Below are 14,716 nucleotides of genomic sequence, written 5' to 3'. Positions count from 1 at the left end.
TTTATTTATTTAGTAAAAATTGAATGTTGATTATCGTTTGATTGTAATTGTTCATTGCAATCAAATAATCATTCTTGATTTTGTTGGCATCTTTCAGGTTTTGGGTGTATTCAACATAACCGATGTCACCTGATTTGTATAGCCTCTGAGCCGAATTTACAATCGTTTCAGCCATTGGAATTCCCTCGTTTTTATAATAATTGAGTTGCTCCAAATATTGTTTTTGAAGCTGGTATTGTTGCAAATAAACAGTAACCAATTCCTGTTGTGATTTCTCCAATTCTTTTTTGGCAATTTCGGTTTCTAATTTTGCCACTTGCGTTTTTGCTTCAATTCCGTTTCTGAATAATGGAATATTAATTCCTACACTTCCATAATAAAACGGCGTTTCTTTGTCCATACTTTGTGCATTCACACCAACATTAAATGATGGATTTGCTTTGGCCTTTTCTGATTTTATAGTCAGTTCTTTTGCGATAATCTGCTGCTGCAAAAGCTTTAAAACTGGGTGATTCTTTACCAATGTACTATCGCTCAAATCAACTTCTTGCAATGTTTCATATTTTGCCGGAGCTTCATAAACTAAAACATTTCCTGTCCATTTTTGCAATTCAGCCAAATAAAAAGAGACTCGAGTATTGACCTCTGATAATTGCATTTTTAAATCTTTGTGTTGCAATGTGGCGCTAATTTTTTCGAGTTTATTACTTTCACCTACTTGAAATTTCTTGTCTGCATACTTTTCATAATCTGCAAAAAGAGCATCTATTTCAAGTAATAACTTGTACTGTTGCACATTGTAAATCCACATAAAATATGTACTTGAAACGTTTTTAATCAATTCGTTTTTGGTAACCGCTTCAAATGATTTGGCAACGGTTACATTTTGATTCAAAAGATTCCGATCTGCTTTATTCGACAATTTAAAACCTTGAGCAACTCCCAAATTGTAATCAAACCATTTACTGTTCATTTGCCCCAAATTACTATTAATATTGAATGGATCCAAAACTGTGGCCGTTTTTGTCAATGCCTGTTGTTGCTCCGTTTGTAAAGAAGCCTGTTGCATCGTTGGATAATTTTTGGTTGCCAAATCGAGTGCATTTTGCAAAGTAAAAGTTTGTGCATTTGCATTAAAAGAAAAACAAGTAAAAAACAAAACAACAATTGATGCAATTTTTGGATTTACTTTTATTTTTTTTGAAGACATGACTAAATAATATAACACAGGTAAAACAAATAAAGTTAGTAATGTCGAGGTCAATAAACCACCGATTACAACTGTTGCCAAAGGTTTTTGAACTTCCGAACCTGCACTTGTACTTAAAGCCATTGGCAGAAAACCTAATGATGCAACTGTTGCTGTTGCTAAAATTGGTCTTAATCGGGCACTGCTTCCTTTGTAAATACGTTGCAATAAATTGTCTTCTCCTTCCTCTTTTAACTGATTATAATAGCTGATTAATACGATTCCATTCAGAACAGCGACGCCAAAAAGCGCAATAAAACCTACACCCGCCGAAATACTAAAATTCATTCCTCGCCCCCATAAAGCTAAAACTCCACCAATAGAAGCCAAAGGAATCGCTGAAAAAATTATCGTTGCTTCCTTGAGAGAGCCGAACGACAAAAAGAGGAGAAAGAAAATAAGTAAAAGCGCAACCGGAACAGCCAATAGCAATCTACCTTTTGCTTCTTGAAGGTTTTGAAATTGCCCTCCATATTTTATGAAATAACCCTCTGGCAATTTTAATTTAGCATCGAGTTTCTTTTGGATTTCCAAAACTACGCTTTCTACATCTTTACCGCGAACATTGGCCTCAATGACAATTCTTCGCTGTGCCTCTTCCCTGCTTATTTGTGATGGTGCAGTTTTGAAAGATATTTCGGACACTTCGTTCAACGGAATTTGATTTCCGCTCGGCGTTGGAATTAACAAAGATTTTAAAGCGTCAATATCGGTATTTTCATTTTTAGGAATACGAACAACCAAATCAAACTTGCGTTCTCCCTCATACACCACTCCGGTTATCCCACCAGCATAAGCCGTGTTAAGAATGCGGTTTACTTCGGCAATATTCAATCCGTATTGTGCAATTTTGTTTCGATTATATTTCACAACCAATTGTGGCATTCCTGTAACTTGCTCTACTTTGATATCCGTGAGACCTTGAATTCCCCGTATAATTGGAACCACCTTATTTGCTTCCGAAAATAATTTATCCAAATCATCACCAAATATTTTTATGGCAATATCCGATTTTACCCCTGCAATCAGTTCATTAAAACGCATTTGAATGGGTTGTTCAAAAGATAAATTACAACCTGGAATCTGACTTAATTTTTCATTCATTTTCTCGGCCAAATCTTCTTTATTATCTGCTGTTGTCCAATAATTTTTATCTTTCAAAACCATAATAATATCAGCACTTTCTATAGGCATTGGATCAGTAGGAATTTCACTGGTCCCTATTTTACTAACTACTTCTTTTACCTCTGGGAATGCCAGTGCCAATTTTTCCAACTGTGTGCCCACTTCAATGCTTTGTGGCAAACTGCTTCCTTGACGAATTGTATAATTCATTGCAAAATCGCCTTCATCCAATTCAGGAATAAACTCACCTCCCAATGAATTAAAAATGAATATCGAAGCAATAAGCAAAAAACCTGCAATGCATATAACTTCAACTTTTCTTTTCAATGCAATAACCAAAACCGGGTGATACCAATTATTCAATTTATTGATAAATCGGTCGGTAAAATTCGGTTCGTTATTGATATTTTTACTTAAAAATATACTACTCGCCCATGGCACATAAGTTAGTGAAAGTAATAATGCACCAAGTATTGCGAAACTTACCGTTTGCGCCATTGGCATAAACATTTTGCCCTCTACTCCACTCAATACAAATAATGGTATGTAAACAATCAGGATTATAATTTGTCCAAAAATGGCAGAACTCATTATTTTTGAAGAACTTTTTATTACTTCATGGTCCATTTTCTTTTGAGAAAGAATATTGTTCTTATAGTGTTTAGAAAAAATATGCAAAGTAGCTTCAACAATAATTACGGCACCATCTACAATTAGTCCAAAATCCAAAGCTCCCATACTCATCAAATTGGCACTCAAGCCAAAGAGATTCATTATGATTATTGCAAAAAGCATTGCCAAAGGAATAACTGATGCTACAATTAAACCAGCTCTCAAACTTCCTAAAAACAACACTAAAACTAGTATCACAATTAATGCTCCTTCCAACAAATTGGCAGAAACCGTACTGACCGTTTTTTCAATAAGTTTGGTTCTGTCAACAAAAACATCAATTTTTACGCCTTTCGGCAAGGATTTTTCTATTGATTGTATTTTTCCTTTAACAAGTTCAATTACTCTAACAGCGTTCTCCCCTTTTTGCATTAGAACAACTCCTCCAACAGTTTCTCCTTTTCCATTTCTGGTCATAGCTCCATAACGTGGGGCAAAACCAAATTTAACTTCGGCAATGTCTTTTATCAAAATAGGGACACCTGAGTTGTTTTTTATGACAATATTATTGATGTCTTCAATATTTTGGATTAATCCTTCTCCACGAATAAAATATACATTAGGTCCTTTGTCAATGTAACTCCCGCCAGTGTTTTCATTGTTATTTTGTAACGCATCAAAAACTTCAATAAGAGTAAGATTATTGGCTGCCAATCTTTCGGGCTTTACAGAAACTTCGTATTGCTTTAATTTTCCACCAAAACTGCTCACATCTACAACTCCAACAGTACCTAATAATTGACGACGTACAATCCAATCCTGAATTGTTCTTAATTCAGTTAGATCATATTTCTCTTCATATCCTTTCTGGGGAACCAATACATATTGAAAAATTTCGCCAAGTCCTGTCGTTGGTGGCAATAATTCTGGTATTCCATATTGTTTCGGAATATTATCCGTCGTCATTTTTATTTTTTCATCAACCCGTTGGCGGGCAATATTAGCGGGTACATTATCTTTGAAAACAATTGTAATTACAGACAAACCCGAACGGCTTGTACTCCGTAATTCAATCATATCGGACAATGATTTGAATTCAGTTTCTAATGGATAAGTTATAAATTGCTCTACTTCTTGAGTAGCGAGGTTCGGTGCATTAGTTATTACTTGCACCTGATTATTCGTCACATCCGGTAATGCATCAACGCTTAATTGCGTAAATGAATAAACGCCAAACATAACAAAAATGGACAATAAGACTCCCGTAATCAACTTGTTGTTTACTGAAAATGTAATGATTTTTTGTACCATTGTTTTAATATAATGAATGAGAAATCAGACCCAAAAAGGTCCACTTTTTTCTGTGGAAAAGCCACAGCTCTCTATCCCAATCTTCAATACCAATTGGAATCAGGTTTCATTATACTATTTGAGGCGGTTGCCAAATACTTCCGAAGAAATTGGAAGCAAAAATTGATTTGTATTCAGGAATTTTATTTTCTATTGTCTTTTTGATAATGACTAAATCTAGACTACAAATAGTAGTATCAAAAGCAAAAACTTGCGAACTGCAACAATTGCAAATACAAAATGGAGAACAAGCGTCATAATCCTGATTATGTTCTGAACTACTTTTTTCTACAAGAGTTTGTGATAAACTATTCCCCCCCTTATCTGCACATGGCAAACAGGAAAGCAATAAAAATACAATTGATAATATAGTACTAGTCCATTTCACAAAAACAAAAATACGTTTTAAAATTTGAAAACCAAAATACAACTAAATGAGCACAAAGTGAATAATACAGTTACTCCCAAAGCTTTTTCTGGTGAGGAGCTCTTTTTTTGTTAATCCATTTATTCAATTTATAACACAAAAAAGCAGAACCACTACCTACAATAGCACCAGCTAAAACATCTGTCGGGTAATGTACACCCAAGTACATACGCGAATATCCTACCGCACCTGCCCATAAGAAAGATGGAGCAATAACATACCATTTTGGATAAGCCATACTCAATGATGTGGCTGTTGCAAATGCCGCTGAAGTATGAGCCGAAGGAAAAGAATAACTGGATTCTTCTGTGATATTATCAATTTCTGGATAAGAAACATAAGGTCTATCTCTTTTGGTAATGCTTTTCAACGCTAAAGAAATAAATGTAGAAGCTGCTAAAGATTCACCAATGAAAATTGCTTTTTTCTTTGTAATACTGTCTTTTTCAATTAATCCGACTGCATAAATAATGATAGGGGTGCCAATACTTACAGGCATGGCACTATTGGTAATCCCAATCATTGTTGATTCTAGATTTGTATTTCTATTTAAATTTATTTTCTTTAATAAATCTATATCAGAATTTTGGGCATTTGAAATTGAAAAACAAAAAAGAAATACTAAAAGTAAAAGGATTTTAGACATATTGATTTTGTAAAATTGGTTTAAAAAAATCGGCTATGCCAGCTATCCATAGCGGGAACTTCCCAAGATTCATTGAACTCCTCGATATTATTAACCAAATTATTAAAGACAATTGTATTTTCGGTAACTGCTTTATCTTTCGCCATTTTCTTAAAATCAATCAATGACTTGTGAGCAATATGATCTCCCAGTTTGAAGGTTACATTCATTTTATCCAACAAATCAACATTGTATTTTTTTTCCAAACTTTGGATAAACTCAACTGAAGAATCAATAGAACAACCAGTTGCTGCTTGAACTTCCTGATTCACGGCAATTATAATAAAACGATTGTATTTTAATAAATAGGAAGATTCAAGGCTAGTTCCGTGTGCAGCCCATTCGTTAAGGAAAGCTTGCAAATCGGTCTCGATTTCAGAAAACTCGGCATCCGAGAACTTTCTATTCGATTGATAAATCCAAATTCTAGATTCTTCGGGTAATTTTTCAAAAGGAACGTACATGGTATTTATAATTTTAGCCCCGATAGCTATCGGGAGCAGATTTATGATTTTAGAATTTATTGTTTCACAATATCTTTTAGTTTAAAAAGAAGAAACATAGCCAAATCCAACTTGCTTTCCATCGTAATAAGGAATAAACGCAGATTTTCTGTTTGGATTACTTTTCGACGCAAATAATTTATTTACAGTAGGAAACAGCCAATAGCCCGCTTTTGCACTTAATATCCCAATTCCTGCACCAGCAGCTACATCGGTGACCCAATGCCGATCATTATATACTCTAAATGCACCTGTGGCTGCGGCAACGACATAACCCGAAACACCATACCAAAGAGAAACATCTTTATATTCCTGATATAAAAATTCAGCTCCCATAAAAGCAGTTGCGGTATGTCCTGAAGGAAAAGAATTATTACTTGTCCCGTCAGGCCTTTCTACTTTTGTGATTGATTTTAAACTTAAAACAGTAATATTCATTATTAAAAATGAACTGGCAAGAATAATTGATTTATCTTTCAGATTATTTTTTCCTTTTACACCCAAGGCACCCAAAGCATAAACAGCAGCTGCTGGGGCATATTGGGTAAAGTCATCAATTGTTATTTGTTTATCGATGTGCTCAACAACTTCTTCACTTACTTCTGAATTAAAATCTTTAATTTGATCGCTATTAATACCAATAAAACCAAATCCTATTAAAGCAGTTGGAAGTATTAATTGTTTCGGATTGAATTTTAATGGCTTAGCTGCACTTGAATCAGGTATTGAATCTTGAAAATTTGCTTTAACCATAGTTTGTGCAAATAAGGAACTCCAAATTGGCATTAACAGCAGCAAAACAATTTTTCTAAAATTCATATTTAAAGATCTTGAGCGTTGGCAATCAATTCGGCTATATCCATAACTTTGACATCACCTTCTCTTTCTTTATTTTTAACTCCATCGGTTAACATGGTATTGCAAAAAGGACAACCTGCAGCAATAATGTCCGGCTTGGTTTCAAGAGCATCTTCTGTTCTTTCCACATTGATTTCTTTATTACCAGGCTCGGCATCTTTAAACATTTGGGCCCCACCCGCTCCACAACATAATCCATTTGCTTTGGAACGTTTCATTTCAAGCAATTCAACATCCAATTTCTGAATTAAATCTCTTGGCGCTTCATATACATTATTGGCTCTACCTAAATAACATGGGTCATGAAAAGTAATGCGTTTTCCTTTAAATTGTCCTCCTTCAATAGTCAATCGGCCTGAATCTAGCAATGATTTAAGAAATTCCGTATGATGCACTACCTCATAATGACCTCCTAATTCCGGATATTCATTTTTTAATGTATTGAAACAATGCGGACAAGCAGTAACAATTTTCTTTGCTTCATATGCATTCAGCACTTCGATATTCATCATGGCCTGCATTTGAAACAAAAACTCATTTCCTGCTCTTTTTGCAGGATCTCCAGTACAACTTTCTTCAGTACCTAAAACGGCAAAAGAAACATTCGCACGGTTCAATATTCTCACAAATGCTTTAGTGATTTTTTTTGCTCTATCGTCAAAACTTCCTGCACAACCTACCCAAAATAAAACTTCTGGTTGTTTTCCTTGGGCTAGCATTTCGGCCATTGTTGGCACATTTAAATTTTCTGACATAATATTTTATTGATTCGGTTATTTGTTTGTTTGTTTAACAGTCAATTTACTATCAGTTATTAAATTAAGCAAATAACCAATTTAACGGTTAAACTTTTAGTCGTTTTTCCAATTCAAACGGTCTTGCTGACTATATTGCCAAGGAGCCCCATTGTTTTCAATATTGGTCATCATCGCATTTAATGGCATTGGAGCAGCACTTTGTTCCATTACCAAATAACGTCTCATATCCATAATAATGGAAAGCGGACTGATATTTACAGGACATTCCTCTACACAAGCGTTGCATGAAGTACAAGCCCATAACTCTTCTGGAGTAATATAATCATTCAATAAAGATTTGTTGTCTGGCACAAAAACACCTTTATTGGAATCAATATTTTTTCCTACTTCTTCCATTCTATCTCTCGTATCCATCATAATTTTACGCGGAGACAATTTTTTACCCGTTTGATTGGCTGGACAAGATGAAGTACAACGACCACATTCGGTACAAGTATAAGCATTCAATAACTGAACCCAATTCAAATCCTGAACATCACTGGCGCCAAATTTTACAGGAACTTCATTTTCTGAAACAGGTGCTGCCGCAAACGGATCGGCATTGGGATCCATCATTAATTTCACTTCGGCAGTTACCGAAGCCAAATTATCGAACTGTCCTTGTGGATTTAAATTAGCAAAATAAGTATTTGGGAAAGCCAATAAAATATGAAGGTGTTTTGAAAAATACAAATAGTTCATAAAAACCAAAATTCCAACGATGTGCAACCACCAAAAACTTTCATTTAGCAACATTACTGCTTCATTAGGCATTCCGTTGAAAACTGGAGCAATAAATTCACTAATTGGAAAAGAACCAGCTTTTATAAAATGAGAAAAACCTCCAGGCACATTTTGCAAATGTAAATCGGTAGCATTCATCAATAAAAATAAAGTCATCAAAATAATCTCAAAATACAAAATGTAATTGGCGTCACTTTTTGGCCAACCTTTTAAATCAGAATGAATAAATCTTTTCAATTTAACGACATTTCTTCTTATCAAAAATACAGTAACGGCAAATAAAACTAAAAATGCCAATATTTCAAAAGAACCAATTAAAATATCATAAACCACTCCAAGGGGCGAAAAAATTCTATGGGTTCCAAATAAACCATCGATAATGATTTCTAACAGTTCAATATTGATTATCACGAAACCAACATAAACAATAATATGCAGTATTCCAGCAACAGGTCGTTTGACCATTTTGGATTGCCCGAGAGCAATCATTGCCATATTTTTCCAACGTGCTTTAGCATTATCTTTACGATTGACAGCAACACCTAGATTAATATTTCTAATTATTTTTTTTACATTCAAATAAAAGTATCCGAATCCAATAATTAATATAATGGCAAATAACACATTACTTAGATAACCCATAAATAGTAGTTTTTTTATTTTGTTATAGAATCTTTTGGAGCAATATATGGTTTGTTTTTCTTACCGAAAACAGAAACATTTACATAACGGGTTGGATTCAATCGTACATCTTGCAAAAGCAATTCTAATTCTTTCGAAGTTTTTTCTAAGTTGGCATAAAGAGCTTCATCTTTCATTAATTTGCCCATAGTCCCTTTACCCGATTCCAAACCCTTCATCAGACCATCAACTTTATTTAGAGTGGTATTCAAGTTTTTGACTGTTTGGCCTAAATTAGCTTTATTTAAAGAATCAGAAATTTTAACAAAATTATCAGAGACTTTACTAAAATTAGAAACAACTCCTTTTAATTGTCCCTTATTCTCATCCAAAATAACGTTAGCATTAGAAGCCACCTTATGAAATTGCTCCATAGTAGCACTAAGTTCCGCTAAACTCTTTTTTAAATCAGCTTGACCTTTGGCATCCAAAACGGTATTAAAACTAGTAATCAATTGATCGGCACTAGTCATTACTTTTTCTAATTTAGCCATAACCGGTGTGGCTTTATCACCCAATGAATCCATCAAACTGGCTTCAATTAAACCTTTCAAATAATCTCCGCTTTCAGCAATATTTTTATCATCATAATTGGGCTGAATAGAAATTTGCTTACCACCAATCAAACTGGCATCATATATTGAAGCCGTACTAGATTTTGAAATAGGAAAATCTGTATTTATTTGTAATTCCACCAATAAAGTTCCTTTATCTCCGATGGTAATTGTCTTTACTTTTCCAATTGTAAGTCCGTTTATGGTAACCAAGGCTGAAGGTGCTAGTCCTTCTACATTTGTATATTCTACATAAAATGTTTTATAGCTATTAAAAAGATCTTTTCCTTTTAAAAAATTATATCCCCAAATGAATAATAAAATTGATGTAATAACTAAAATGGCAGTCTTTATTTCTCTTGTAATTTTCAAAATTTTTGTTTTTTTTAATGGGCAAATTTAATATAAAATATTTGTATTTATAAGTATTATTTGATTGCTTCCTGCACACTTATTTTTTTTCCGTTTTTAAAAGCAATCAAAAAAGCAGAATCATATCCTTTGGATTTTACTTCTTTCAACTGATTTTTAGCATCTTCATAATCAGAAGTCTCACCATAAAGATACTTATAAATATTATCTTCATAAACGAGTGAAACATTCCTTAAACCTTTAAAATTTTTAGATTCTAAAGCTAGCTTCTTTTTACTTGCAGAAAGTTGAATTTTATAAATTGAACCTAGAGTATCTTTTTTAATTATTGCTTTATTCACCTCAGGAGCATCTGTGTTTTTTACAGGATTCTCTTTAATCATCTGTGAAGGTTTTTCTCCAAAGGTTTCGGCTCCACCATCTCCAAAATATTCATTTTTATAACTTATAATAGCATCGGCAATTGCTCGAGCAATATCATCTTGCCCATGTTCTGAATTCAGTAACTCACCTTCAACAGGATTGGATATAAAACCAGTTTCAATTAAAACCCTAGGCATATAGGCTTTATGCAATACCATGTAAGGAGCTTGTTTCACACCACCATGACGCAATTTTTTTCCTAACAAAGCGAATGCATCCTCTACTTTACTGGCCAATGAAATACTGTTTTCTAAATATTCCTCTTGCATTAATGTCATACCAATCATCGTTTCAGGGGAATTTGGATCAAAACCTTCATATTTTTGTTTATAATCTTTTTCTAAAGTGATTACCGCATTTTCTTTTTTAGCAGCTTCAAGGTTAGAAGCCACTTTGGTCATCCCCATAACATAGGTTTCAGTTCCATCGGCTGCCAAATTTTTATTGGCATTACAATGTATGGAAACAAAAATATGTGAATCTGCTCTATTGGCAATATTTGCACGTTCTACTAAATCGATAAAAACATCAGTCTTTCTTGTATATATGACATCAATTTTCGGATATGATTCCAAAATTTTTCCAACCTTAAGTACAATTGCCAAAGCAATATTTTTTTCAATTCTCCCACTATAAACTGCACCGAAGTCATGAGCGCCATGACCGGCATCAAGAGTTACTTTAAAATCATTGGATTGTCCATACGTTTCTATAGACAACATCACTATTAAAAATGTGAATGCAATTTTTATTTTTTTTGAGATATACATCTAATAGTTAATTTAATTATAAGACTTCCGTTATAAATTTATGATTTGATTATTTTTGCCAAAAAATTATAGTAATTTTGGCTCGCGAATATTCGAGTCTTCATTTTACAAAAATAGCATTTAAACCTTTGCATACAAACTTATTTAATATCGTTTTACTATCAATTTTCCTAACTTTAGGATGTTCTAATTTATATTCACAAGATATAAAAAAGAAGCAGGCAACAGTTCAGCCTAAGAAACAAGAAGTTAAAAAACCTATTCAGGTAGATAGCATTAAAAATCCACTAGCAGAATCCTCTACTGACACCATTAAATTAGACACTATTAAAGTCAAAAAAAACTTTCTTAATGGCAAAGTAAAATACAAAGCTGAAAACTATGTGAAAATTGAACAGAAGAAGAAACTCATCACTTTATACGACAAAGCCGAATTATATTATCAGGATGTTGAATTAAAATCGGGAATTATAGTAATGGATTACGAAAAAAATGAGGTTTATGCAGGGAGAATAAAGGACTCTCTTGGTAATTACACTCAGTTTCCGAATTTCAAACAGGGAGATAATGTTATCGAGCCCGACTCTATTCGTTTTAATTTTAAAACAAAAAAAGCATTAATTTGGAATTCCAGATCTACGCAAGGTGAATTTAATGTAAAAGCTGCCATTACAAAAAAAGAAAACGATTCGGTTTATTTCTTAAAAGGAGCACGATTTACAACTTCAAAAGATGTAGACAATCCTGAGTATTACTTTCAAACCAATAAAATAAAATTCATTCCTGGCAAAAAAATTGTTACTGGTTTTACAAATATGGTAATTGCTGGCGTGCCTACTCCATTATTTCTCCCGTTTGCTTATTTTCCACTTTCAAAAGAGACAAGTACTTCGGGAATTATTTTACCTTCTTATAATGATTCAAATGACAAAGGTTTTTCGCTTCAAAATGGTGGATATTATTTTGCACTGAGTGATCATTATAATTTGACTGTTATAGGTGATTACTATACTAACGGAAGTTATGGTTTAGGAATGCAATCATCTTATGCTAATAGATATCATTTTCAAGGAAATATTAATGTCCGATTTGAAAATAATATCACGAGCGAAAGAGGGTATCCTGACTATTCAAAGACCAAAATTTATAATATCCAGTGGTCGCATTCTCAAGACTCCAAAGCCAATCCAAATTCTACTTTTTCAGCATCCGTGAATTTGGGAAGTAGTGAATACTTCAAACAGACTATAAATCAAGTCAATGTAGGCTCTTCACTTAATAACACTTTAAGTTCCTCGATATCCTATAGTACCGTTTTTCATTCGGTACCCGAAAGCAGAATATCATTAACAGCGACACACTCACAAAATACACAAACAAAAGAAATCAACATGACGTTGCCTACCTTGCAATTCAGCGTAGATCGCATCTATCCATTTGCAATAAATGATGGTGCTAAAAAAGGTTTATTTAAAAACATCAACTTACAATACAATCTAAACGGAAAAAATAGTTTTGTAACAACCGATTCATTGTTTTTCAAACCCGAAATGTTTCGTGATGCAGAAATCGGCTTTCAGCACTCGATTCCTTTAAGTACTAATTTCAAAATATTTAAGTATTTTAGTGTTTCTTCTTCCTTGAACTATAATGAAGTTTGGTATTTTAATACAATCAAAAAACAGTACGATGATCAATTAAGCACCGTTGTTACAACTGATATAAAAGGATTTGATGCTTTTAGAACTTATGCTTCATCTACTAATATTGGAACTACCATTTACGGAACATTCAATTTCGGTAAAGACAAAAAAATACAATCTATTCGACACGTAATGCGACCAGGCTTATCGCATAGTTATGCACCAAGTTTTGAGAAATATTACGACACTTATGCAACAGATGGTAGTGGGGAAATGCAAAAAGATTATACTCGTTTTGATGGAGGTATGTATGGAGCTCCTGTCAAAAATAGTTCAAATAGCATTGGATTTGATCTTAGCAATACTTTTGAAGCAAAAATAACCGACAAGGATACTACAAAAGTAGAGCCAAAGAAAATTATGCTTTTAAATAACTTAAACTTTCAAACCAGTTATAATATTGATGCCACAGAACTTGCTTGGACACCTGTAAGAGTAAGCGGCGGGACCCAATTTTTTGACAATAAATTAAGTGCTAATTTTGGAGCTACTTTAGACCCTTATGCAATTGACAACTCTGGAAATAGAATTAACACCTTTAACATAAATAACGGCGGAAGCCTCTTCAGAATGACAAGCGCCAATTTGACAATGAATTATTCAATATCAAGCTCAGATGGAAAAGAGAAGAAAGATAAAAATGATCAAGGCAAAAGAAACGGAGGCCGTGAAGATGATTTATTTGGTTCAAATCTTGATGCTAATAGTGTTAAAAAAAGCCAGTTTGATGATACTGAAGAAAAAGAAGATGTTGTTTCAGAGTTCTTTAGATCAAAATTACCTTGGGACATGACATTTGCTTATTCTTTAACTTATGGAAATAACAATAGAGAGAAAAAAATAACTGGAAATTCTATTATGATTTCTGCCAATACTGACTTAACTCCAAAATGGAAAGCAGGAATCTCTACTGGATATGATTTTGTTCAAAAGGGTGTAACCTTTACACAATTGCGTTTTGAAAGAGATTTAATGAGTTGGAGAATGGCGTTTAACTGGACACCATTTGGAGATAATGCCAGTTGGAATTTTTTCATAGGTATAAAATCTGGAGTTCTAAGTGATATAAAATGGGAAAAACGAAATCTTACTAATCAATAGAGATTAATTCTAAAATAACAAGTTATGAAAACAATAATTTACACCGAAAAAGCCCCTGCTCCAATTGGTCCCTACAGTCAAGCTGTTTTAAAAGGGAATACTCTTTACACTTCTGGTCAAATTGCCCTAAATCCAGTAACAATGGAACTTGTGATAGACACTATTGAATCTGAAACCAAACAGGTTATGGAGAACATGAAAGCTGTTCTTGAAGCAGCTGGAATGACTTTTGAAAACGTAGTAAAGACCACCATTTTTATAATGAATATGAATGATTTTGGAAGTATTAATACGGTTTATGGATCTTATTTTAACGAAAAAACCGCTCCAGCTCGTGAAACGGTTCAAGTGGCTTGTTTGCCAAAAAATGTAAATGTAGAAATATCTATGATTGCAGTGCTATAGCATTCAATAATAATTGTGCAGTTGCTTCATTGGTTGCCAAAGGTACGTTATGAACATCACATACACGTATTAGCATATTGACATCCGCTTCATGAGGATGACTCGAAAGCGGGTCTTTAAAGAAGAAAACCATTTGTGTTTTTCCTTCTGCAACCCTTCCCGCAATTTGTGCATCACCACCCAGAGGACCAGAAAGCATTCTTTTAGTTGTAAAACCAACTTCTTCTGCTTTTCCACCTGTTGTTCCAGTCGCAATAAGTTTTATTTTCTCCTGCATTAAGATTTCACGGTTTTTTATAAGAAATTTTACAATATCTTCCTTTTTGCCGTCATGAGCAATAATTGCTATTTCCATAA

12 protein-coding genes are annotated in these 14,716 nt (G+C 33.5%); 2 read left to right on the top strand and 10 right to left on the bottom strand.

Translation table 11 applies throughout. The annotated features are described in order from the left end of the window. Window position 1 precedes the first annotated feature (1 nt). From KZH69_RS16760 to KZH69_RS16720, 9 genes are all read right to left on the bottom strand, one after another. Complete coding sequence (locus KZH69_RS16760; protein ID WP_219318635.1) at window positions 2–4,297, bottom strand: CusA/CzcA family heavy metal efflux RND transporter; 4,296 nt, start codon at window positions 4,295–4,297, stop codon at window positions 2–4. A gap of 109 nt (window positions 4,298–4,406) precedes the next feature. Continuing rightward, entirely contained in the window at window positions 4,407–4,724 is a 318-nt protein-coding gene (locus KZH69_RS16755) for a DUF6660 family protein (RefSeq protein WP_219318634.1), read from the bottom strand. Between the two features lie 70 nt (window positions 4,725–4,794). Beyond that, a complete protein-coding gene (locus tag KZH69_RS16750) occupies window positions 4,795–5,409 on the bottom strand; it encodes a phosphatase PAP2 family protein (protein WP_219318633.1) in 615 nt (204 codons plus the stop codon). A gap of 20 nt (window positions 5,410–5,429) precedes the next feature. Continuing rightward, on the bottom strand, window positions 5,430–5,912 hold the full coding sequence (locus KZH69_RS16745; RefSeq protein WP_219318632.1) for an ABC transporter ATPase: 483 nt from the start codon (window positions 5,910–5,912) through the stop codon (window positions 5,430–5,432). An 81-nt stretch (window positions 5,913–5,993) separates the two neighbouring features. Then, entirely contained in the window at window positions 5,994–6,770 is a 777-nt protein-coding gene (locus KZH69_RS16740; protein WP_219318631.1) for a phosphatase PAP2 family protein, read from the bottom strand. A 2-nt stretch (window positions 6,771–6,772) separates the two neighbouring features. Continuing rightward, window positions 6,773–7,564 carry a (Fe-S)-binding protein gene (locus tag KZH69_RS16735; protein WP_219318630.1) on the bottom strand — a complete coding sequence of 264 codons (792 nt, stop codon included), beginning with the start codon at window positions 7,562–7,564 and terminating at the stop codon, window positions 6,773–6,775. A 96-nt stretch (window positions 7,565–7,660) separates the two neighbouring features. After that, entirely contained in the window at window positions 7,661–8,992 is a 1,332-nt protein-coding gene (locus KZH69_RS16730; RefSeq protein ID WP_219318629.1) for a 4Fe-4S dicluster domain-containing protein, read from the bottom strand. A 14-nt stretch (window positions 8,993–9,006) separates the two neighbouring features. Then, window positions 9,007–9,957 (bottom strand): MlaD family protein, encoded by a 951-nt coding sequence (locus KZH69_RS16725; protein ID WP_219318628.1) that lies wholly within the window; start codon window positions 9,955–9,957, stop codon window positions 9,007–9,009. Between the two features lie 56 nt (window positions 9,958–10,013). After that, a complete protein-coding gene (locus KZH69_RS16720) occupies window positions 10,014–11,150 on the bottom strand; it encodes an N-acetylmuramoyl-L-alanine amidase family protein (RefSeq protein ID WP_219318627.1) in 1,137 nt (378 codons plus the stop codon). A 128-nt stretch (window positions 11,151–11,278) separates the two neighbouring features. Here KZH69_RS16720 and KZH69_RS16715 point away from each other — a divergent pair, with 128 nt between their 5' ends. Together KZH69_RS16715 and KZH69_RS16710 are read left to right on the top strand one after the other, a co-directional pair. Further along, entirely contained in the window at window positions 11,279–13,954 is a 2,676-nt protein-coding gene (locus KZH69_RS16715; RefSeq protein ID WP_439649469.1) for a putative LPS assembly protein LptD, read from the top strand. Between the two features lie 24 nt (window positions 13,955–13,978). Beyond that, window positions 13,979–14,359 (top strand): RidA family protein, encoded by a 381-nt coding sequence (locus KZH69_RS16710; RefSeq protein ID WP_219318625.1) that lies wholly within the window; start codon window positions 13,979–13,981, stop codon window positions 14,357–14,359. On the opposite strand, the gene KZH69_RS16705 is transcribed toward KZH69_RS16710, so the two are convergent. Next, window positions 14,340–14,714 (bottom strand): methylglyoxal synthase, encoded by a 375-nt coding sequence (locus tag KZH69_RS16705; RefSeq protein ID WP_219318624.1) that lies wholly within the window; start codon window positions 14,712–14,714, stop codon window positions 14,340–14,342. The genes KZH69_RS16710 and KZH69_RS16705 overlap by 20 nt on opposite strands. Window positions 14,715–14,716: the final 2 nt, after the last annotated feature.

It is taken from the genome of Flavobacterium taihuense (genome assembly GCF_019351435.1).
In the GTDB taxonomy this organism is placed as follows: domain Bacteria; phylum Bacteroidota; class Bacteroidia; order Flavobacteriales; family Flavobacteriaceae; genus Flavobacterium; species Flavobacterium taihuense.
Note: the sequence above shows the minus strand (reverse complement) of the source record. Positions and strands in the feature narration are given on the sequence as shown.